General features: G+C 44.8%; 24 protein-coding genes. 10 read left to right on the forward strand and 14 right to left on the reverse strand.

The window, feature by feature from the left end:
- Positions 1–20 precede the first annotated feature (20 nt).
- From narI to BDD39_RS13700, 12 genes are all read right to left on the reverse strand, one after another.
- Positions 21–713, reverse strand: coding sequence for a respiratory nitrate reductase subunit gamma (narI, locus tag BDD39_RS13645; RefSeq protein ID WP_166911491.1), 693 nt, complete (start codon positions 711–713; stop codon positions 21–23).
- A 28-nt stretch (positions 714–741) separates the two neighbouring features.
- Positions 742–1,272 carry a nitrate reductase molybdenum cofactor assembly chaperone gene (gene narJ, locus BDD39_RS13650; protein WP_166911493.1) on the reverse strand — a complete coding sequence of 177 codons (531 nt, stop codon included), beginning with the start codon at positions 1,270–1,272 and terminating at the stop codon, positions 742–744.
- The gene (narH, locus tag BDD39_RS13655; protein WP_166911495.1) at positions 1,247–2,779 is read right to left on the reverse strand and encodes a nitrate reductase subunit beta; all 1,533 of its coding nucleotides are present in this window, start codon (positions 2,777–2,779) and stop codon (positions 1,247–1,249) included. The genes narJ and narH overlap by 26 nt, the downstream gene beginning before the upstream one ends.
- On the reverse strand, positions 2,769–6,452 hold the full coding sequence (locus BDD39_RS13660) for a nitrate reductase subunit alpha (RefSeq protein ID WP_166911497.1): 3,684 nt from the start codon (positions 6,450–6,452) through the stop codon (positions 2,769–2,771). Before BDD39_RS13660 ends, narH begins: the two co-directional genes overlap by 11 nt.
- Before the next feature lie 33 nt (positions 6,453–6,485).
- Positions 6,486–6,893: a hemerythrin domain-containing protein gene (locus tag BDD39_RS13665; protein WP_166911499.1), complete on the reverse strand. Its 408-nt coding sequence runs from the start codon at positions 6,891–6,893 to the stop codon at positions 6,486–6,488.
- Between the two features lie 211 nt (positions 6,894–7,104).
- Positions 7,105–7,926 carry a multicopper oxidase domain-containing protein gene (locus BDD39_RS13670; RefSeq protein WP_243846037.1) on the reverse strand — a complete coding sequence of 274 codons (822 nt, stop codon included), beginning with the start codon at positions 7,924–7,926 and terminating at the stop codon, positions 7,105–7,107.
- Between the two features lie 47 nt (positions 7,927–7,973).
- Positions 7,974–9,155, reverse strand: coding sequence for an IS701 family transposase (locus tag BDD39_RS13675; RefSeq protein ID WP_166907872.1), 1,182 nt, complete (start codon positions 9,153–9,155; stop codon positions 7,974–7,976).
- Between the two features lie 114 nt (positions 9,156–9,269).
- Complete coding sequence (locus tag BDD39_RS13680; RefSeq protein ID WP_208404401.1) at positions 9,270–9,536, reverse strand: hypothetical protein; 267 nt, start codon at positions 9,534–9,536, stop codon at positions 9,270–9,272.
- A 297-nt stretch (positions 9,537–9,833) separates the two neighbouring features.
- Positions 9,834–11,009, reverse strand: coding sequence for an MFS transporter (locus BDD39_RS13685; RefSeq protein WP_166911501.1), 1,176 nt, complete (start codon positions 11,007–11,009; stop codon positions 9,834–9,836).
- A 249-nt stretch (positions 11,010–11,258) separates the two neighbouring features.
- On the reverse strand, positions 11,259–12,377 hold the full coding sequence (locus BDD39_RS13690; RefSeq protein WP_166911503.1) for a TIGR04053 family radical SAM/SPASM domain-containing protein: 1,119 nt from the start codon (positions 12,375–12,377) through the stop codon (positions 11,259–11,261).
- Between the two features lie 71 nt (positions 12,378–12,448).
- A complete protein-coding gene (locus BDD39_RS13695) occupies positions 12,449–13,036 on the reverse strand; it encodes a molybdenum cofactor guanylyltransferase (protein WP_341801470.1) in 588 nt (195 codons plus the stop codon).
- A 101-nt stretch (positions 13,037–13,137) separates the two neighbouring features.
- The gene (locus BDD39_RS13700) at positions 13,138–13,371 is read right to left on the reverse strand and encodes a DUF2249 domain-containing protein (protein ID WP_166911505.1); all 234 of its coding nucleotides are present in this window, start codon (positions 13,369–13,371) and stop codon (positions 13,138–13,140) included.
- A 129-nt stretch (positions 13,372–13,500) separates the two neighbouring features.
- On the opposite strand from BDD39_RS13700, the gene BDD39_RS13705 reads away from it, so the two are divergent.
- Positions 13,501–13,656 (forward strand): hypothetical protein, encoded by a 156-nt coding sequence (locus tag BDD39_RS13705; protein WP_166911507.1) that lies wholly within the window; start codon positions 13,501–13,503, stop codon positions 13,654–13,656.
- A 66-nt stretch (positions 13,657–13,722) separates the two neighbouring features.
- Here the strand turns inward: BDD39_RS13705 and BDD39_RS13710 are convergent, their stop codons facing one another.
- Entirely contained in the window at positions 13,723–16,086 is a 2,364-nt protein-coding gene (locus BDD39_RS13710) for a nitric-oxide reductase large subunit (RefSeq protein ID WP_166911509.1), read from the reverse strand.
- 235 nt (positions 16,087–16,321) lie between these two features.
- Between BDD39_RS13710 and BDD39_RS13715 the strand changes: the two genes are divergently transcribed.
- The 5 genes from BDD39_RS13715 to BDD39_RS13735 all read left to right on the forward strand — a co-directional run bounded on the left by BDD39_RS13715 (position 16,322) and on the right by BDD39_RS13735 (position 19,095).
- Positions 16,322–17,014, forward strand: coding sequence for a Crp/Fnr family transcriptional regulator (locus BDD39_RS13715; RefSeq protein WP_166911511.1), 693 nt, complete (start codon positions 16,322–16,324; stop codon positions 17,012–17,014).
- A gap of 65 nt (positions 17,015–17,079) precedes the next feature.
- Positions 17,080–17,313 carry a DUF2249 domain-containing protein gene (locus tag BDD39_RS13720; protein ID WP_081159996.1) on the forward strand — a complete coding sequence of 78 codons (234 nt, stop codon included), beginning with the start codon at positions 17,080–17,082 and terminating at the stop codon, positions 17,311–17,313.
- A 5-nt stretch (positions 17,314–17,318) separates the two neighbouring features.
- The gene (locus BDD39_RS13725; RefSeq protein WP_166911513.1) at positions 17,319–17,528 is read left to right on the forward strand and encodes a DUF2249 domain-containing protein; all 210 of its coding nucleotides are present in this window, start codon (positions 17,319–17,321) and stop codon (positions 17,526–17,528) included.
- 5 nt (positions 17,529–17,533) lie between these two features.
- The gene (locus BDD39_RS13730) at positions 17,534–18,775 is read left to right on the forward strand and encodes a hypothetical protein (RefSeq protein WP_166911515.1); all 1,242 of its coding nucleotides are present in this window, start codon (positions 17,534–17,536) and stop codon (positions 18,773–18,775) included.
- Positions 18,776–18,792: 17 nt separating this feature from the next.
- The gene (locus BDD39_RS13735) at positions 18,793–19,095 is read left to right on the forward strand and encodes a metal-sulfur cluster assembly factor (RefSeq protein ID WP_166912419.1); all 303 of its coding nucleotides are present in this window, start codon (positions 18,793–18,795) and stop codon (positions 19,093–19,095) included.
- Between the two features lie 65 nt (positions 19,096–19,160).
- Here BDD39_RS13735 and yjfP read toward each other — a convergent pair whose 3' ends face one another.
- Positions 19,161–19,928, reverse strand: coding sequence for an esterase (yjfP, locus tag BDD39_RS13740; protein ID WP_166911517.1), 768 nt, complete (start codon positions 19,926–19,928; stop codon positions 19,161–19,163).
- A gap of 162 nt (positions 19,929–20,090) precedes the next feature.
- Here yjfP and BDD39_RS13745 point away from each other — a divergent pair, with 162 nt between their 5' ends.
- The 4 genes from BDD39_RS13745 to BDD39_RS13760 all read left to right on the forward strand — a co-directional run bounded on the left by BDD39_RS13745 (position 20,091) and on the right by BDD39_RS13760 (position 22,317).
- Positions 20,091–20,897 carry a Cof-type HAD-IIB family hydrolase gene (locus BDD39_RS13745; RefSeq protein ID WP_166911519.1) on the forward strand — a complete coding sequence of 269 codons (807 nt, stop codon included), beginning with the start codon at positions 20,091–20,093 and terminating at the stop codon, positions 20,895–20,897.
- Positions 20,898–20,985: 88 nt separating this feature from the next.
- Positions 20,986–21,138, forward strand: a complete 153-nt coding sequence (locus tag BDD39_RS13750) for a hypothetical protein (RefSeq protein WP_166911521.1) — start codon at positions 20,986–20,988, stop codon at positions 21,136–21,138.
- Between the two features lie 2 nt (positions 21,139–21,140).
- On the forward strand, positions 21,141–21,341 hold the full coding sequence (locus BDD39_RS13755) for a DUF3813 domain-containing protein (RefSeq protein ID WP_166911523.1): 201 nt from the start codon (positions 21,141–21,143) through the stop codon (positions 21,339–21,341).
- A 112-nt stretch (positions 21,342–21,453) separates the two neighbouring features.
- Positions 21,454–22,317 carry a DegV family protein gene (locus BDD39_RS13760; protein ID WP_166911525.1) on the forward strand — a complete coding sequence of 288 codons (864 nt, stop codon included), beginning with the start codon at positions 21,454–21,456 and terminating at the stop codon, positions 22,315–22,317.
- Positions 22,318–22,366: the final 49 nt, after the last annotated feature.

Genomic DNA, 22,366 nt, shown 5'->3' on the forward strand with positions numbered 1-22,366 from the left:
ATGGAAAAGGAGGGATGTTTTTAAATCTTCTTTGCACGCATGCGGCGATATACAACATAATGTCTATTTAAATACGTCAGCGGAACGCTCCAAACATGGACAAGACGGGTAAACGGCCAGATGCCAAACAGCAATAAGGCGGTAATAATATGAATTTGGAATCCTAACGGGGCATCGCTTACTAGTTGCGGCAGCGGCCGAAACGTTAAAATGCCCCGGAACCATGGGCCAATCGTATCGCGATAGTCAAACGTTCCGCCCGTAGCAGTATATCCTACTGTATTGGTAAATCCCGTTAAAATGACGATGGTTAACAGAAACAGTGCAAGGAAATCACTTTTGCTGCTGTTGCGGAAAATACGGCGAACGCTTAATCTTCGCCATAGCAGCAAAAGAACGCCAATGACCGTCGCGGCCCCGGCTGCGCCGCCGAACCAAACCGCCCCGAAGTGATACATCTCATCCGTAATTCCGATTGCTTCATAAAATGGTTTTGGCACCAATATCCCAGCTACGTGCCCGAAAAAAACAAATATAATTCCCCAATGAAAAAGAATGCTTCCCCATCGCAGCCGTTTGCTTTCGAGAAACTCGCTTGATTTCGCCGACCAGCCAAATTGATCGGTATTATAACGGTAAATATGACCGACGACAAATAACGTAAGCATGAGATACGGATAGATTACCCAAAGAAATTGATCAAGTAAACTCATCAGCCGTCCTCCATTCGTGTTCGTATTGTTAAGAGGCTTTTTTCTCCTCTAAAAATGAAACGATCCCGGTTACACAGCCATCCATGACAAGATAATACGGATTATTCGCTAACTTTAGTTCCTCCGCAATTTTATCAATGGTTGTTTTATGAATGAGAAGCATCTTCTTTGCCTGCTCTTCGGGAGCGACAGACGCAAATTCTAAAACGACTGGCAAATAGTCTGGCAGCTCCTCGTCCAAAAGATCAAAACCGGCGTTGCGAAACTCCTCTTTTAGTTTTAAAAAGGCTTGGCCGCGCTCTTTCTGATCGCCAAATAGATGGTATGTTAAATACATTGTGGTTTTATCGCTAAAATCAAACGTATTCACATATGTTTCGCATAACGTCTCTATTTCGTTTGTTGTTAAGTAGTCCAGAAACTGCAGAAACAGTTTCCGGACGCTTTCATTGCCTAATGAAGAAATTTCATGGAACAATTGCTTATCTTCCATCCAATCTTGTTCCGGGTACTGCAGCAAAATCGAAGCGATTTTAAAAATTTTCCGGTGCTCTTCCATCGACATCACTCCAATAAAATTGATGAAAGTTTTCCGCGTCATATCCCGAACAGCCGGAACAAGATTCCATAAATTCATAACCGGCTGCTCCTTGTCCGTAAAACATATTGTCTGCCTTCTCGCGATGCGAAGATGGAATCACATAGCGGTCGGAATATTTCGCAACAGCGGAAAGCTTATACATTTCTTTCACCGTATGTTCATCCATTCCCACTTTATCTAATATGCTCTTATCCGGTTCTTTCCCTAAGTTCACGGCGCGCATATAACTTCGCATCGCCACCATTTTTTTCAACACCGTGCGAATCACTTCCGTATCTCCTGCTGCAAGCAAGTTCGCCAAATATTCAATCGGAATGCGCATTTGATCAATCGCTGGAAAAATGACGTGAGCATTAATGTCGTCCAATCCGCCGTCAAATGCTCCCATGATTGGGCTTAGCGGCGGAATATACCAAACCATTGGCAATGTGCGATACTCAGGATGAAGCGGAAGCGCAATTTTTTGTTCCACCGCCAATTTATAAACCGGGGAGCGCTGTGCCGCTTCAATCCAATCATCGGTATATCCTGCTTCACGCGCCGCTTTGATCACTTCCGGATCATACGGATTAAGAAATACATCTAAGTGGGCTTGATATAAATCTTTTTCATCCTTAACCGAAGCAGCAGCCTCCACTTTATCTAAGTCATAAAAAACAATGCCGATATAGCGGAGCCGCCCGACGCATGTTTCTGAACAGATCGTCGGCTGACCGGTCTCAATGCGCGGAAAACAAAATGTACATTTTTCCGCTTTATGTGTTTTCCAATTAAAATACACTTTTTTATACGGACAGCCCGTCATACAAAAACGCCAGCTTCGGCACGCATCATGGTCAACGAGCACAATGCCGTCTTCATCCCGTTTATAAATGGCTCCCGATGGACAGGAGGAAACACAAGGCGGGTTTAAGCAATGCTCGCAAATACGCGGCAAATACATCATAAACGTTTGCTCAAATTCGAACTTTACTTTCTCTTCAATGCCTTTTATGTTCGGATCGCGTTTTCCTGTTTCATATACTCCCGCCAAATCGTCTTCCCAGTTCGGCCCCCACGTAATTTCCATATATTCGCCTGTCAGCTGCGATTTTGGTCTGGCGACAGGCTGATGTTGTTTTTCCGGGCTGTTAATTAAATTTTCATAGTCATATGTCCAAGGCTCATAATAATCGTCAATCGGGGTCATGTCCGGATTGTAGAAAATATTTAACAGTTTATTCACCCGGCCGCCGGCACGCAGCTCGAGCTTCCCGTCTTTGAGCACCCAGCCGCCTTTACGTAAATCTTGATTTTCCCACTCTTTCGGGTAACCGATTCCCGGTTTTGTTTCTACGTTATTCCACCACATGTACTCCGCTCCGGGACGATTCGTCCACGTATTATTGCAGGTAATGCTGCACGTATGGCAGCCGATGCATTTATCTAAATTCATCACCATCCCAAATTGTGCCCTAATCCTCAAGCCAGTTCACTTCCTCTTTTTTAAGTTTGCGAATAATGACTTGTTCATCCCGTTGGTTTCCTGTTGGACCATAATAGTTGAAGCCATAGCTTAATTGCGCATAACCGCCAATCATTTGTGTCGGTTTTACATGAATGCGCGTCGGGCTGTTAAACGTTCCGCCGCGAAGTTTGCTGATTGGCGAACCCGGAACATTCATATAACGGTCTTGCACGTGATACATAAACGCGACTCCGCGCGGCAGCCGGTGGCTGACAACCGCCCGTGCGACGACAACACCGTTGCGGTTATACATTTCAATCCAATCGTTATCAGCAATGCCTGCTTCTTCCGCGTCATCTTTATTCATCCATACATGCGGTCCGCCGCGAAACATCGTTAACATCAGCAGGTTATCCCAGTAAGTGCTGTGGTACGACCATTTAAAGTGCGGCGTTAAATAGCGAAGCGCAATTTCTTTGCCGCTTGCCTTCGGACGATGGTCTTGTTCATAGAAAGCCAGTTTTCGCAATGGTGCTTTAAACGTCGGCAATTCCTCACCAAACTCCAGCATTAACTCATGGTCAAGGTAAAAATGCTGCCTTCCCGTTAACGTCCGCCATGGAATAAGCCGCTCGACATTGGTTGTAAACGGGGAGTACCGCCGGTTTCCTGTTTCGCTCCCGCTAAATACAGGAGTCGTCAACACTTGACGCGGCTGTGATGTAATCGCTTGGAACGTAATGTGCTCTTCCGCCCGTTCTTCCACTAAATCTTTTAGCTTTTGCATCGTCTTTCTTTCCATCTCTCCCCAAGCTTTCAGCGCCAGCGAACCGTTTGTCGCGCTCGATAACGCCAATATCGCCTCCGCGGCGTCACGGTCGGTCAACAGGCTTGGACAATCTTTATACGGCCCTGTCAGCGAGGAAGAACCGGCTGTATCAAGCAGCCATTTGTATTCTTCATTGGCGTTCCAGCTGAGCCCTTTCGCTCCGATTCGTTCCCGAACCACCGGGCCGAGAGCCACAAATTTGTTGTACACTTCGGCATAATCCCTTTCCACGATGTGAAGACGCGGAAAATTCACCCCCGGAACCGGGTCGCCCGCTCCTTCTTTCCAATCGTTCACGATTCCAAACGGCTGGGCGATTTCATCTGGTGTATCATGCAAAAGCGGCGTTGCAACGACATCTTGGACTGGCGCGGAAAAATAGTGTTTCGCCATTTCCGAAAATGTTTTCGCTAATCCTTTAAAGAAATCCCAATCTGATTTCGCTTCCCACGGCGGGGCAATCGCTGGATTAAACGGATGCACAAACGGATGCATATCGGTGCTGCTGATATCATATTTTTCATACCAGGTGGCTGCCGGGAGGACGATATCGGAATACAGCCCTGTTCCGTTCATGCGAAAATCGATGTTTACCATTAAATCGAGCTTTCCTTCGGGCGCATCCTCATCCCAAACGATTTCGCTCGTCTTTAGCTCGTCGTTTTGCCCGCTTAAATTTGCGTGATGCGTCCCTAACAAATGTTTTAAAAAGTATTCATGGCCTTTTGCCGAGCTGCCGATCAAATTGGCGCGCCAAACAAACATCACTCTCGGAAAGTTGATCGGGTCGGACGGATTTTCGATCGCAAACGTGATATTTCCTTGTTTGATTTCATTGACCACATATTGAATCACTTCTTCGTTTGTCTTTGCGTTCGCCTTTTCCACTAGCGTGATGCTGTTCGTATTAAACTGCGGGTAAGACGGAAGCCAGCCTAAACGAACCGCTAAATAGTTATAGTCGCCGCCATGCTGATAACGCGGCTGATCAAACAACGGAGAAATATGTTCGTCCATCTTTTGATCTTCGTATTTCCACTGCTCTGTTACAAAATAGAAAAACGATGTTCCGTTTTGCAGACGCGGCGGTCCTCCCCAGTCGCGCGCCATCGCAATCGTCTGCCAGCCTTCCAGCGGCCGCACTTTTTCCTGTCCGACATAATGCGCCCATCCACCACCATTTACTCCTTGCGAACCCGTTAACAAAACAAGGTTTAAAATCGCACGGTAGATGGCATCAGAATGATACCAATGGTTGATGCCCGAGCCCATGACAATCATCGAACGACCTTTCGAATCGATCGCGTTTTGCGCAAATTCGCGCGCGATTTGCGCCGCCGTGTTTCGATCAATGCCAGTAATCGCTTCCTGCCATGCCGGTGTATACGGTTTCGGATCATTATAATCGACAGGATAATCACCCGGCAGTCCGCGGAAAACACCGGTTTTGGCCAGCAATAAATCAAAAACGGTCGTTACATACAGCGTATTTCCGTTTTTCTTGATTGCTTTTACAGGAACGCCGCGTTCCAGCACCGTCTTTTTTTCTACTTCAAAATGCGGAATTTTAATCGTAACAATATCATCTTCTTTTCCTAAAAACGTTAATGCCGGATCGAGGCCGATTCGTTTATTGTCCATGTCATTGAGCTGCAAATTCCAATTCCCGTTATTTTCCCACCGATGCCCCATCGTTCCGTTTGGCACGGCAAAAGTCTTTGACTTTTCATCCCATACGACCGCCTTCCATTGTGCGTAACGCAGCGGCATGCCAATGTCGCTTGCCCGTAAAAAGCGGTCTGCCACATAATCGTCTCCATGTTTTTTAAGCGTAACTAAAAACGGCAAATCCGTATATCTTTTCACATAATTTGTAAAGTAATCCGTTTGCCGATCGACATAAAATTCTTTTAAAATGACGTGCGTCATGGCCATCGCCAGCGCCCCGTCCATTCCCGGCTGAACAGGAAGCCAGTTGTCGGCAAATTTAACAAACTCCGCATAATCCGGGCTCACAGCTACCACTTTCGTTCCCCGATAGCGCGCCTCTACGTAAAAATGGGCATCCGGAGTACGCGTCTGCGGCAAGTTCGATCCCCACACAATCATATAGCTAGAGTTGAACCAATCGGAGCTCTCAGGAACATCCGTCTGTTCTCCCCATATTTGCGGGGAAGCAGGCGGAAGATCGGCATACCAATCATAAAAACTAAGCATAGCCCCGCCGATTAAATTCAAAAATCTCGCACCGGCGGCATAGCTCACCATCGACATCGCCGGGATAGGAGAAAAGCCGAAAATACGGTCCGGACCGTGCTTTTGAATGGTGTAAATCAGCGAAGCGGCGATCATCGTGTTGACTTCATCCCAATTTGCGCGGATAAATCCGCCTTTTCCACGTGCGCTTTTATACCGTTTTGCCTTCTCACGGTCTTCCACGATCGATTTCCAGGCAGAAACAGGGTCGCCTTCTTGTTTTAACGCTTCCCTCCATAGCTTTAAAAGCGGTCCGCGCACATACGGATAGCGAACTCTTAGCGGGCTATATGTATACCAAGAAAAACTTGCTCCTCTTGGACAGCCTCGCGGTTCATATTCCGGCATATCCGGACCTGTTGTCGGATAGTCTGTTTGTTGTGTTTCCCAAGCAATAATGCCGTCTTTCACATGCACCCTCCAGCTGCAGGAACCGGTACAATTCACTCCATGGGTTGTACGAACTACTTTGTCATGCTGCCAACGACGGCGGTACACTTTTTCCGAATCGCGTCCATACGGCGATACCTCGGCATGACCAGCGGTTTTTTCGGATTTGCCAAAATACTTTAGCTTTCTTAACAGCGGTGAAGGTTTCTTATTCATGTCAGCATGAAGCTCCTTCCTTTGCTTTATTAGCTAAAATAAAAATTTTTCTTCGTCGTCACTATGCATACGGTTAATATGCAAAAGCGCATGAAATCGGGTGAGTACGTCTTGATCAATTCGTTGCGCTAATAATTGTTTCACTTCTTCAATCAAATATCTCATTAAGTCATGGTCACGCTTTAACATCGCCACTTTTTCAAACAAATGATGGTCTTCCTCTACTTTTTCTTGATAAAATCCTTCTTCCTCTGCTTGCGCATGGGCAATGACTCTCTTTTCCCAATGTTCCACAAGCGCGTCGGCAACCTCGCCAAGATGCTCCTGACGCCCATCGTTATATAGCTTCTCAAGCAACTCAGTCAGATGTTTTGCCTCGATAAATGCGCCGTTATGAATGGAACGATGAGCCTCTAATTTCTTTAAGGAAGGGCCACTCATTTAATCACCTCTTTCTTCCTAATACAGCATCATTTATTCATATATTTTTTCTATAATTTTCTAGTATTATGCAAAAGAAACAAAAAAGGAGAGTGATTTCTCTCCTTTGTCCATCTAAAACTATACCTATGATGCGCATCACTTACATTTTTATAGAAAAGAGGAAATTTTGGTGGACGGCATATCATTTCTTTGTTTGGCAGTACAATGATTAATGTCCATTTGTTTCTGCGCCGTCATCTTCACCTGTTTCCGTTACTTTTAATATCGCTACCGCTCCTTTTTGCGCTTGGTTGAACTGGTGGGAGACGATCGAGTAGCTGCCTGGACGTGTAACGGTAAACTCAACGACTGCGCCGCCGCTCGCCGGAAGCATCACTGTCTGCAAACCTTTTAGATGGTTGTTTGGATTACCATCGATATAGACATCATCCAAAACGGTTCCAACGACATGGAATGAGCTGACTTCGTTCGGACCAACATTTTCGATATAAATTCTGACTTTGTCGCCAACTTTGGCAACGAGCGGCTTCTCTTTTAGCGTAAATGTATCTCCGTTCGTATTTCGATCGCCTGCTTTTAACGCTTTTGTCGAAAAAACAACATAGCTTGGTACCCCGTTTTGGAAATCATCCATGTCATTATACTTGTACCACTCGTTTTGGATTAAGACAAATTCGCGGTCCACTTCTTTATCGGTCGGATAGCCGCTTTTCGGCTTGACGATAATCATCCCGTGCATGCCGTTGGCGATATGGGCGAGCACCGGCTTCGTGCCGCAATGGTACATAAATACGCCTGGGTTATTCGCTGGGTACGTAAACGTTCCCGATTTATTCGGCATGACGTCGGCAAAATCTTTCGACGGCGAAGCGTGGACGGCGTGGAAATCCATGCTATGGGGCATCGCTGGGTCCATATTTTTTAACGTAAAATGGAGCGTATCTCCTTCATTGACAACAATGAGCGGTCCAGGTGCTTGACCGTTGAACGTCCATGCTTTATAGATTTTTCCTTTACTGTAGTTGAGCAATTTTAATTACAATAATTACCATGTAAAAGAGACAAACAGGGTACCCCTTATGCCACGTGGAGCTGTTTTTTCACGGTATCAATGGGAATATTTTGTTTCGCTGCACGGTAAATGAACTCCACGAGGCTATGTCCTTTTCTCTTGCGCAGAAGATCGAGCCCATCAGAAAAATCGCTGTTCGACTCGAACATGCTGTACACGTAAGCAAGCTGCACCAAGATCCAGTAGCGTTTCACCGCCCGACGTCCGCGAACGCGGTATCCATCGAGTTTCAGCTGGTCTTTCGCTTGACGGAAAAAACATTCGATCGACCAACGCTGGGCATAGTAGCGCAAGATCTCTTCATCGCTTAGATCCCGGTCGGTGCTCAAGACGCAGTGAAGATGTTCCGATGTCATCGGCTGATCGGCTTTCCAAGCGAGCAGCACCACGGCATCATCGAGACCTTTGAGAGAGCCTTCGTAGCGATAAACCCGATAACGCTCTTCTCCCACCGTGACGAGGTGAGTGTCTTTCGGTTCGATGTAGCGGGCAAACTCCCTCACCTGAACCGCAATGCCTTTTGGATAAAGAAGCCGATTGGCCTTGAGCATTGCGATTACGTGGAATCCCTTTTTCAGACAAGCTTCCACGAGCGTTTGCGATGGATACCAAGAGTCCATCAGCACATAAACAGGACGGTGTACATCCAAAGAAGAAAGCATCTCGATCGCGAGTTCCCCCTTGCTTTTCCCAGCCGCCTTGTCGTAGAGGCGGAACGCAAAGGGAAAAGCCTGGGTCATCGTATGAACCATGAGCCAAACGAGAGAATGTCCCCAGATCGACTTTTTCTCTGTGTGAGAATAGTGCCAATCACACCCTTGAATGGCGTGCGTTGCCTGTGACGAAGGCTTGGTTTTTTGGCAAATCGTATCATCGATCGAAACAAAAAGGGGTTGACTCTCCTGTTTGGCGATGCGTTCGACACGACGAAGCATCCACTGTTGAAGTTTGCGAAGCAGCGTCTCTTCATCCCAAGGGCTTTTCGTGAAAAAATGGCTGAGTGTCGTGCGGTGGTTCGGATGAAAGCTCCAATGATGAAGATCGGTCAATGTTCCCGCAAATCCTTTGGTGGTCAGCGCATCCACGATATGAACGAGATGCTTCATGACAGGTTTTGAAAAATAAAGGGCCAACCCCAACATCGTGAAAAACTTGTGGATTCCTTGATGATGTGCTAATCTATTCATGAGACATGAACCTCCTTGTGAATAGTTTTGGTGACACATCTATTCTAATCAAGGAATCGGGTTCATGTCTCTTTTTTTGTTTGGTTGTAAATTTATGTTAGCGAATTTGCTCATCTACAGTCCTTTATCAATTTCGATGTTAGTTACTTGTGCAGTCATCTCGATTTTGACATCATGCGGACCGATGCGTTCCATTTTCAACGGAACCGGTTTTTGGTTAAGACCTTCGTGAGCAGCAATGACATCCGAACTTGCGTGATGGCTTTCTATCTTCACCGTTTCCTTGGCAGTTTCTTTCTCTCCTGCCCTAGCATTTCCACAGGCGGCTAAAAGAGAAATAGCCGCGGCGATCGACATAAGCGTATAAAACTTACGCCCCATTTTTTCTCCCTCCGTATTTATTGATTTATTACACTTTCAGAGTACCGAGTGCATTCGTTCTCCCTAGTGATTTGTATCACGAATCATCACCAATGTTTGAATTGTTTGTGAAATAGTGAGCAATATTACTTATATTTACGGTAACAATTATTTCCGTAGAGAAAATGATAAATGGAGTCACAGCCTGGTTTCGTTCCGTAAACATCGGAAAAACATTTCACTATGCTGAATCAGGAAGGAAATGCTTCTCAAAAACAAAAAGCGGACCGCTGCAAACGATCCGCTGTTTCACCACCGTTACGATATATATGGATTTGCCGGTTCGCCCACTTTTTTCCCGAAAACCATGCGGTTGAGCAGGAAGCAAATGAGAGCAAACAAACTGAGCAGAATAAACCCGAGCATGTAAGAACCAGTAGCATCTTTCACCATTCCCATCAAAATCGGTGGGAAAAAGCCGCCAAGTCCGCCCCATGCGCCAACGATACCGGTGACGGCACCTGTTTCCGCCGGGAACAGCTGCGGGACGAGTTTAAACACCGCACCGTTTCCTAAACCAGCCATAATTGCAATAAACAGGCAAGCAGCTGTCATCACAAACATATTTTCCATTCCAAACGCAATGACAAGCGCTCCAATCGTAATTCCGGCATAAACGAAAGTCAATACCCGTTCGGCACCGATTTTATCGCCAAGGTTTCCGCCAATTGGTCTTGCCAGTGTCGCAATAACAGTGAAACCAGCAGCGCGAAGACCCGCATCAACCGGAGTTAAACCATATAAATCAATGAGCAGCGATGGCAAATAAATGCCGAATGCGACGAATGCTCCGAATGTAACGAAATAAAAGAGCGATAAAGTCCACGTATGTTTATATTTCAACACAGATAACGAATCGAGCATCGTTTTTTGCTGCTTAGGCTTTGGCATATCCGGAGTAAAGAACCAAACAAGAAGGAGCATGATGACAACTGGGATAATCATTCCCCAAAACGCCCATTTCACTCCAAACGCTGCCGCGATCGAAGGAACCGAAAAGCTTGCCACCGCTGTTCCAATATTGCCCATCGCGTTAATACCGAGCGCTGTTCCTTGTTTTTCTGGCGGTGTTAAGCGCGATACGAACGTAACAGAAATGGCAAACGACGTCCCTGCCATTCCGATGAAGAACGCCCAAAACATTAACATGGCATACGAATTAGCAAAACCCGCTCCAATTAGCGGAATAATCAAAAACAATAACAACAGCGAAAACAATCGTCTACCACCAATCCGATCCGTCCAAATTCCAAGCGGAATGCGCATGACAGAACCAAGCAGCACCGGGATCGCAACTAAAATGCTTTTTTGTGTCGATGTTAGTCCGTACATTTCTTGGAATGTATTCGCCAACGGAGAAAATACAGCCCATACGGCAAACGCAAACGTCATCGCCAATGTTGTGATTGGTAAAAGTGCTTTTTGCTTATTCATCCAAAAATCCTCCTTTTTGACCACATCTATATAACTAAATTTATCTGCTTTTGTGTCCATCATACGGAAATGAAAAAAGAATGTTTGTGAACTTTATCACATTTTTTTATAGTGTCACATAATTGTAAAAAGTGGATTTCCATCTTTATTATTTCTTGTTTATTTATAAACATGTCTAGAAAACCATTTCCATAAATGCGTAAATAAAAAACTGGCTCCCTAATAAAAGAGAGCCAGTGAAGATTATGATTAAGATAAGCGCTTTCCTTTTTGCCGCAATGCTTTTGGAATGTATACGCAATACGGTTCACTTTCTAAGTAATCGCCGGTAACAGCATACGCCCGCGAGCGTGAGCCGCCGCAAACGTAGCGAAATTCGCATACGCCACATTTTCCTTTATATTTATCAGGGTTACGCAAGTCTTGGAAAATCGGCGAATTCCGATAAATTTCCGCGAGCGGCGTTTCACGGACGTTTCCGGCTTTTACCGGAAGCAGTCCGCTCGGGTAGACATCGCCAATATGAGAAATAAAAACAAATCCATTGCCGTCGTTGACTCCTTTTGGCGCACGGCCAAGACCGTCGACTTGTCCAGTCAGTCCTTTCATCAGCACGTCTTCATAGCGGATTCCGTCGCCGGTTATTTGATTTTCCCGCATTTTCGCTTGCAAAACAACACGACGGTAATGCTGCCCTGCCGTTGTTTTTATGTCAAATGGGACGCGCTTGCTCGTTTCATAAAGCCAGCGAAACACTTTTTCATGCTCTACTGGGGAAATCATGTCCGATTCTTTTCCCCGCCCGGTCGGTACAAGGAAAAAGACGCTCCAAAGCACACATTTTAGTTTTTCAATCAACTTTACCATTTCATCAAGGACATGAACATTGTAACGGGAAATAACGGTGTTAATTTGCACTGGGATATCAAGCTCATGCAAATATTCAATCACCTTGATCGTTAAATCGAAGGAGCCAGGCGTTCCGCGAAAATGGTCATGAATTTCCGCATTTGGCCCGTCCAAACTAATCGCCCAGCGGGAAAGGCCGATTTCCTTCGCCTTGCGAATCGCCTCTTTTGTCACGTTTGGCGTTGCGCTTGGCGTCATCGAGACACGCAAGCCTTTGTCAATCGCATATTTCGCAAGATCATATACATCCGGGCGCATGAGCGGATCTCCGCCGGTAAACACGAGAAGCGGCTGATCCATCTCATATATATCATCAATTAACTTTTTCCCTTCTTCAAATGTCAATTCGCGTGGATCGCGATGATATTGCGCCTCGGCCCGGCAATGAAGACATTTTAACTGACATGCCCTTGTTAATTCCCAAATCACAATAAACGGATTTTCGTTAAAGTCTCTCACTATGTTCCCCTCCTCGCTTTCATTGTACTGCATAGGGGGAAACACTCATGTGACATATATCACAAAGCGATTTATGTCACAATATCGTCACACTCATTCGGTTTATTTACATTGCGAAACACGACCTCATTTTCCCAAAAATCTTGCTCCGTCACATAGCGAACATGACAACGATGAAGCAACGACTTCATCCTGTTATCCTTTGCTTGCAGCAGCTTTTTGATTTGCCCGAATGTCCGTCGATGATACATGCCAACTAACGGTTGAATTCGGCCGAAATGCGCACATATAATCGCATCAAACTCCTCGTTCGCATATTTAGCAAGTTTTACCGCTACTTCCGGTCGCATATACGGCATATCGCACGGAAGCACAAAGATCCATTTCGCTTCGCTTTCTTTCATAACCGTATAGATTCCCGCCAGCGGTCCTTGGCCACGATACCGTTCATCGTCCATGATCACTTTTTCCACTGTCTTTTGCCGAAAACAATCTACTAGTGAAGGATGGCTAACAATATAAACATCGTCTACTACTGCGCGCAACGTTTCCACAGCAATTTCAAAAAAATATTTTCCGCTAAACTTGGCAAGCGCTTTCGGGCTGCCAAAACGCCGTGACTGCCCTCCTGCAAGAACAACCCCTGTCATTCCTTTCACCGTCTGTCCCCTTTCTCCAACTCTCTGTTTCACTGTATCATGAAGGCAACAAAAAGAAAAGATTCCCGTAATTTTTCGGGAATCTTTTCTAAAAATCTGATTTATTTTTTGCCGATGGCAACTCGCCAAATTTCCGGTCCTTCTTCTAAGTACTCCCAAGTAAATTGATCTGGACGTTCCATCATAAACTGATAATGCAACGGACGCGGATCATGATCGTTTGTTAATTCCATTACTTCACCTGGTTTCAAGCTATCGAATAAACGAAAAATCGCAGGATGTCTTTCTCTCGGTTCATAATCAGGCGCATGAATTTTTGCGGCAAATTTGCTCATAATTGTCGCCTCCTTTATAGTATAATAAATTATATACACATCATAACCGCTTTTGTCGTTTGTCGTAGTGATGCACATCACAACTTACAAATGATAATTTTCAATCGTTTATGAAAGGAGAAATGATGATTGGAAGAGCTTGTTGGCTTTTGTTCGCAGTGCGGCAAACCAATTCATTGTTTGCATGGGTTTTTAAACGGCATCATTAGCGACGAAAAAGAAACGTTGTATTGTTTTCAATGTTACGAAAAAAAGAAGAAGCGAAAGGTAGCTAACAATAAATAAGATAGAAAGCGCTATCATATAACGATAAAAAAGAATCACAGCCATTGTGCTGTGATTCTTTTTTATTTATTCTTCTTTTGCCAAATCGACCACCGGAAGCGCTTCTTCCTCGCCGTGTGTCGGTTTACGCAAATGGAATAGCGATTTGACGCTGAACACCATGATTATAATGACACCTATTAAGAAAATCGTATCTGGAACAGCACGGAGCGTAAGCAAGGTTCGTACAAGATTCTGTTGTAAAAATGCCGGAGAACGCGATGCCCAATAACCATGTTCAAACGCTTCTTTCATTTGCAAAATACCGATCGGCAGCAGCGTCACCGCAATCATCCCCGCAAGCCCGATATTGAGCATCCAGCACGCAAATTTTAACCATTTATCGTTCCATGCTTCCGGCTTGACGATATTGCGCAGTGAATACAGCAACACCGCAATGCCGAACATGCCGTATACTCCCATCATTGACCCATGGCCGTGAGCCGGCGTTAAAAATTGTCCGTGTTCGAAGTAGCTGACTGCTGGCAAGTTAATTAAGAATCCGAGCACACCCGCGCCGACTAAGTTCCAGATCGCTGTAGAAATCAAAAACCAAAACGTTGACTTATAAGGAAAGTTAACCCCGCCGTCGCGCATCATTTTGTATTGTTCATATGCTTCTAAAATAAGCAATGTAAGCGGAATGACTTCAAGCGCCGAGAAGACGGCACCAAGCGCAATCCATATTTCCGGCGCACCGTTGTAATAGTAGTGGTGACCGATACCAATGACCCCGCTGCCAAGCAAGATCGTAAATTGGAAATATAACGCTCTTACTGTAGAATTTTTTGTGACAAGTTTCATTTGCACTAACAAAAAGCCGATAACAACAACCGCAAACACTTCAAAAATTCCTTCTACCCACAAGTGGATGATCCACCAACGCCAGTAATCAGCCATCGTAAAGTTCGTATCCGGTTTTATAAAGAACGCAAAAATATAAAAGAACGGAACTGCAATCGCCGAGTAGAACAATAAGTGAATCAATCCGCCTTTATCGCTTTCTTTCTTTAATCCGCTCTTAATGCCGCGGAAGACGATAAACAGCCAAATAAGCATACCTACTACTAAGATAATTTGCCAAATGCGGCCAAGCTCAATGTACTCCCATCCTTGGTCACCAAGCAAGAACCAGTTGTTTCCTAAATACCCTTTCACACCGAGCCATTCGCCGATCATACTGCCGCCGACAAGAACAACAAGCGCCCAGAACAAAATGTCAACGAGAAGCCCTTGTTTTTTCGGCTCATGTCCGCCAACAAGCGGTGCGATAAAAATCCCCATGCCGAGCCATGATGTCGCAATCCAGAAAATCGCTAACTGTAAATGGTAGCCTTTCGCAATGTTAAACGGCAATAAATCATGAATCCATTTGATGCCGAAAAAGCTGTCCGGCTCTACATAGTAATGGGCAAGCAACGCGCCAAACATCGATTGAACGAAAAACAGCACAGCAACGATCGTAAAGTATTTTCCTGATTTCACTTGCGAAGGAGTTAATGGCTGCTTACGCAAATCGATAACCGGAAATTGTCCTTCTTTATATGCTTCCTGCATGCTCAATTGATAACGGTAGAAGAAGAACAAAATGATCCCAACGAATAAAACTAAGATGGTCACACTTGCTCCGCTCCACCACATAGCGGAAAACGACATTGTATTTCCTGCGTCTTTATAATATGGCCAGTTGTTTGTATACGTAATGTGGTCCCCAATTCTTGGAGTGCTTGATAACCAAGCCGTCCAGAAGAAGAAATCGGCAATTTGTTTAATTTGGTCGCCCTTAGCTACCCAAGCGCGGTTTGTTTTTGGCATATCCGACTCTTTAATCAACCCTTTTGACAAGCCCCAACCATCACCATTTGTAAATACTTTATGGTAATAGTCATGGACTTTTTCTAGTCCATACACTTGTGCATCGGTTAGCACAAGCACATCAGTAACAGGGTTGTAGCGGTTTTTCCGTATTTCTTTCATTACTTTATCACGAATGATCATTTTTTCATCATTGGATAGTTGCGAGAATGGCTTATGATAAAGTTCTTTTGCTTTATAGTCTTGCATTCCTTCCGTGTAAATCTTCAATGCCTCTGCTGTATAATCTGGACCCATGTAAGATCCGTACCCAAGTACGGTACCGTAATCCATCAAGCCATATTTTTGCAATACTGCCTGCCCGCCGATAATCGTTTCTTTTGTCATCAACACCTTGCCGCTTTCGCTCCGCACTTCTTTCGGCCGCGGTGCCATTTCTTTAAAAATCCAGTATCCGCCGGCAAGCAGGACGGTAAAACTGATTAAAATCGTAAAAATTAATATTGATTTAAGGAAACTATTTTGTGTCCTCCGTTCAGGACGTAAAGACGGACCAACTGATGGATTCACTTCCATCTATCTTCAACCTCCTATCTTTGAATTCAACCTCATTGTAACGCTGCAAAAATAAAAAAAATGTGAGTCATGACAAACGCATACTATGATTTATGTCACAGCTCGCATATGAAGAAACTCATAAAATGGTAGTATAGAAATAGCGGAAAGCCTTGCAGCTTCTTTATCCTTGTCAAAAGGAACTTCACTTGGCGAAAGACACATTTTCGTAAAATTTATGTAAGGAGATGGAATAATGACAAATGATTGGATGAAAGAAAGGCTAAAAAATGTTCCGCTTTTTCGCGAGTTATCCGATCATGAACTGGAATCACTCGTATCGATTTCCCACGTACGCGTTTATAAACCGCGGACATTTGTTTTTATGCAAGGAGATCCGTTAGAACGCGTCTATTTCATCCATTCCGGAACAGTAAAAATTTACAAAACCGATATGAGCGGAAAAGAACAAATTGTTTCGATTTTGCAGACAGGTGAAATGTTTCCGCATACCGGTTTTTTCTTAAAAGGTACGTACCCTGCGCACGCGGAAGTCATCGACGAAGCAACGTTAATTGCGATTCCAATCGCTGACTTCGAACAAACGTTAATTTGCTATCCCGAGTTATGCATTAAATTATTTCGCGTCATGGGCGAAAAAATCGTTGACTTGCAAAATCGTTTAGAAGAACAAATTCTTCGTAACACGTATGAACAAATTATTATGCTTCTGTTGCGCTTAACGAAAACAAATGCGGTGCGTCAAGGTAAGCTTTACCGTTTGACTGCTCATGTGACGAACCGGGAGCTTGCCAATATGATCGGCACCTCGCGAGAAACAGTAAGCCGAACACTCAGCCAATTAAAGCGAAAAGGATTGATCGATATTAATGAAGATGGATTTTATCTTATTGATAAAGAAGGATTAGAAAAGGAAATCTTTTTCTAATCAATGTGACGCAAATCACAACATATGAAAATGAAAATTACTATCATAACAGTAAAGGAGGGATAATGGTGGGAACGATCGTAGAGTTAGATGTCCGTGAGGATTTACAAAAGAAAATCGAACCATTTGAAAAAATTATGAATGCCGTTAAGCCGTTGCAGCCCGGAGACATCTTTATTTTGCATGCGCCATTTAAACCGATCCCGCTGTTTCCGATTATGAAGGCAAAAGGCTTTACGTATGAAGCGGAACAGATCGAGAAAAAACATTGGAAAGTCACGTTCGTCAAACAGGGGTGAGAATGATGATTCTTGATAATCGCGGACTAGAGCCGCCACAGCCGATGATGCGGACATTAACCGCGCTTTCGAAACTCCAGCCTGGAGAAACATTAACGATTATTAACGACCGCCGTCCAATGTTTTTATACGAACAGCTTGACGAACTTGGCTATAAATATGAAACAGTGGAGCGACAAGACGGCAGCTATCAAATTACGATTACAAAAGGATGACAGCCATGATTCCAACCAATACGGCATATGAAACGAATATCCGTCTTCCCCTTTTGTTCATCGTGTTCGGCGTCGTTGCCTTTGTTGCGGCACAGGCGATATTGCTTGCCGCCGGGCCGGCGGTGGTAAGCGGCGTGTTTCGCTTGCCGAACATCTGGGCGGCAGCTCATTTGGCAGTGCTTGGCTTTGCGTTAATGATCGCGATGGGAGCGATGTACCAGCTCGTCCCAGTTGCGTTTTTGACGCCGATTTGGAGCGAGCAGCTAGGATTTGTGCAGTTTTTTATCACAGCAGCCGGAATCATCGCATTTTCCGTGAGCTTGGCATTTTATGCACATGTGGCATTGTTCCCTGGGATACTGCTTGTACTCGGCATCGTTCTTTTCCTTTTCCAAATGGGAATGACGCTGCGGAAACAGGCGAAAAAAAATATCATGACATTGTTCGTCGGTTCCGCACTTGCGTTTTTACTATTGACCATCCTGTTTGGGCTGACGCTTGCCCTTCATTTTTGGAGCGGCAGCGATGCGACCGATCACCTTTTCATCCTGAAAACACACATTTTACTTGGTGTGTGTGGATGGTTTTCCCTACTGATTATGGGATTTTCATATAAAATGGTGCCGATGTTTTCCCTTGCGCACGGATTTTCGATGAAGCTGGCGCGATATGTGTACGCTGTTTATGTAACGGGACTGATCGTCACTTTCATCAGCTTTTTCCAAAATGGGCGCGGCCTGTTTGCCGCTGGTGCCGGTCTTTTATTGGCTGGATTTGCCTTGTTCGCTTACCATATATGGTCTATTTTGCAAAAACGGGTAAAGAAAAAACTGGACCGGCCGTTTCAATTTGCTTTACTGGCGATCGGCATTGGCTTAACGTTGCACGCGGCGGCATTCCTCTTGTCGCTTTCCGGCAGCGATCACGGCATGGCGACCGTCATTTACGCTTATGTGCTCGGCTGGATTATGTTCAGCATTATCGGCTATCTATATAAAATCGTCCCGTTTTTATGGTGGACGCACCGCTACAGCAAAAAAATCGGACAAGAAAATGTGCCGACGCTTAAGCAAATGATCAATGAAAAATGGACAATCGTCCAATGCCTATTATTTACCGTTAGTCTCGCCGGGGTGGTCATAGCGTTAACGGTTTCCAGCCTGCCGCTCTTTTACGCTGCCCAATGTGCCATGACATCATTTTCACTTTTCTTTGCCGGTACAATCATCTCTGTTTTATGGAAATAACAAGGAGGCTATCAATGATGGATATTCGCGAATTAGTACTCAAGCAACTGCGAACGGTGATTGACCCGGAATTAGGGATCAATGTCGTTGATTTAGGATTAATTTATGATTTGCAAATTAACGATGGCAACATATATATTTTAATGACGCTTACGACACCGGGATGTCCGCTGCACGACTCGATCGTCGGCGGTGTGAAACGGGCGCTGGAACATATCGACGGAATCCGCGATGTACAAGTGCAAATTACATGGAACCCGCCTTGGACACCGGAACGAATGAGCGAAGAGGCGCTGCGGCAATTAGGACATTTTTTATAAAAATATATTGAGCTTTTCTTTGAAAACATGTGTTAACGGCTATGCCCTAAGCATAGCCTCTTTTTTTACACGTGTTTCGTAAACCATTTCACCGTTTCTAAAAACGCTTCCCTTGTCACCTTATGCCCGGCCGTATCGTCGGAAATAAATTTTAAATTTTCTTCTTTTCCTTGATAAAGCGGTTTTATCTGCTTATAAAACTCATATGTATAAGAATAAGGCACAACTTGGTCACACTTCCCATGCCAAATCAGAAGCGGGCGATCGGCTAATTTCTCCGGCTGTTTGGAAAGGTCATATTTCATTAATCGCGCTTTTTCCCGCTCCAGCTGTTCATCGGAAAGCGGAATCGTCACTCCCATTTTTTTGCCTGTTTCAATTAAGGCGTCAAAAAACGCTTCATACATTGGATTTCCCATCAGCGAAACGGCCGCTTTAATCCATGGATACACAGCAAGCGCCCCAAATGTGACAATTCCGCCCATCGAGGTGCCGGCAAGCCCGACTCGGTCAGGATCAATTAATTGACGTTGCCCCATCTCTTCTTTTATTAATTTCACTTCCGTAATCGTCTGTTGGACGATATGCCAAAACCTCAATTGCAACTCGCGTTCGGATAAAGACCGATCTCGTTCACCGTGATAAAGGGCATCCGGTAAAATAACACGGTATCCTTCTTCAGCAAGCAAATACCCAAAATGCAAATTATGTTCTTTCGCGCTTGTAAATCCATGAATAAACAAAATGAACGGCAATCGTTCTTTTCTCTTTTCTTTTTTTACGACATGCAGCACAGGCACTTGGGCGATCTCCTCTTTTTCAATAATCACCATGATTGGCAAAACCCCTTTTTTCTTTTTCTCATAATGTATAGTAACATGTAGACAAAAATTTTGGAAAAGAGTTACACTATAATGTAACAAAAACTAAAACCACCGCAACAATATCGCCAATCATACGGTCATTCATTAAAAAATGAAAGTAAAGGAGTCATTATGGAACAATATTTAATTGCCTTAGATTTAGACGGTACATTGTTAAAAGACGACAAAACGATTTCCCCGTTTACGAAGGAAATGATTTTGCGCGCCAAAGATGAAGGGCATCTTGTCGTGATCGCCACGGGAAGACCGTACCGCGCCAGCAAAATGTATTACGAAGAGCTTGGACTGACAACACCGATCGTCAACTTTAACGGCGCGTTTGTGCACCATCCCCGCAACCATTCATGGGGAATCCGCCATTTTCCGCTCCCTCTCCCTACGGTGAAAGACATTATCGAAGCCAGCGAAACGTACGCGATTAAAAATATTTTAGCTGAAGTGATGGATGACGTATACTTTCATGAACATGATGAAGTGCTGCTTGATATTGTCCGACTTGGCAACCCGACCATCAAAATCGGCGACTTGCGCTATTCCTTAACAAAAGACCCAACAAGCATTCTCATTCATACGGACAAACAACATATCGAACAAATTCAATCGTATTTATCGAACGTGCATGCGAACGTATTGCACCACAGACGCTGGAATGAGCCGTGGCATATCATTGAAATTGTCCGCAACGGCGTCCATAAAGCGTTCGGTCTGAAACAAATCGCTGATTATTTCCAAATTCCACAGGAACGAGTCATCGCCTTTGGCGACGAAGATAACGATTTAGAGATGATCGAATGGGCAGGTCATGGCATCGCGATGGGCAACGCTATTGAGCCGCTGAAACAAATCGCTAACGATGTAACAGCCACCAATGAGGAAGACGGCATCGGCGTGTACTTAAAATCGATGTTAAAGCTGTAACGAATTGCCTTATTACAATTCCCCTTATGCGGTTACACTATCCATGACGCAACGCTGCGTCTTTACTTTTCCAAAGGGGGAATACGTCTTGGGCAAACGGAACAAATCGAAACGCTTCATCCAGCAAAGCGTCGATGCGGTAGAAAAACATGACGAACGAATCCCTTATCATATGACATACGCGGAAGCAGAAGAGCGCAAGGCACAAAAAGCGGTGGAAATATCGCTTGGAGGCGAATAATGATGGGCAACCGATTGTTTCAGGAAGCACGCAAAGCGGTAATGCAGGCGAAACAAGCGGCAAGCGGCCAGGCCGATATACACTTAGACCTCGCGATTGCCATCGCCAAAAACGCCTTATCGTCGGCCTATGCGCATTCCAATACGGCGGAAAAAGCACAGTTGCGTCAATTTCAAGAAGAACTTGATCAACTCACTCAATAACGGTTGCGGCGCTCGCCCGCAACCCTTTTATATGACAGAAAAATTGTCTTTTTTCCTCATCATCGCTACACTAAAATATGTTCTTATCTTAACTTTGCAAGAGGTGGATGCAGTGTCAATTCAAATTATTACGGACAGCGGCTGTGATCTTCCATATTCTTATTTGCAGAAGCACGACATCGCGTTTCTGCCGCTTCTTGTCCATTTCAATGGCGAAGAATACGAAGACTTTATCACCATTGAACCAAAACAAGTATATGATGCGATGCGCAACGAACAAATCGTGAAAACCGCGCAAGCGAATCCGCTGAAAATGAAAGAACTGTTTACCAAATACGCAAAAGAAAACCGCCCTTGCCTATATATCGCGTTTTCTTCGCAATTATCCGATACATATCAAACCGCGATGGCGATTCGCAGCGAAGTGCTCGAGGAATATCCTGAGTTTCAGCTCACGATCATCGATTCGAAGTGCGCTTCGCTTGGCCAAGGGCTGGCGGTCATAAAAGCGGCAGAGCTTGCCAAAAAAGGCACACCGTACAATTTGCTATGTGAAACGATTGCTTCTTACTGCCATCATATGGAACATATTTTTACGGTCGACAATCTCGAGTACTTGGCGCGCGGCGGCCGCATTAGCAAAACCGCAGCAATGGTCGGCGGCCTTTTGAACATTAAGCCGCTTCTTCATGTCGAAGACGGCAAACTCATTCCGCTGGAGAAATTACGCGGCCGCAAAAAAGTGTTAAAGCGCATGGTTGAAATCATGGGCGAACGCGGCGACGACCTGCAAAAACAAGTCATCGGTATCAGCCACGGCGACGACGAAGAAGCCGCATTGGAGTTAAAACAGCTTATCGAAAAAGCATTTGGCTGCACGCGCTTCTTTATCTCCGAAATCGGCGGCGCGATCGGCGCCCACTCCGGTCCTGGCACATTGGCGCTTTTTTTCTTGAACAAATATATCGACGTATAAGTCTTTCTTTTCCACGCATACTAATGGTGTACACCGTGGATAAAGGAGT

Origin of the sequence: Saccharococcus thermophilus (genome assembly GCF_011761475.1) — a bacterium.
Classification (GTDB): domain Bacteria; phylum Bacillota; class Bacilli; order Bacillales; family Anoxybacillaceae; genus Saccharococcus; species Saccharococcus thermophilus.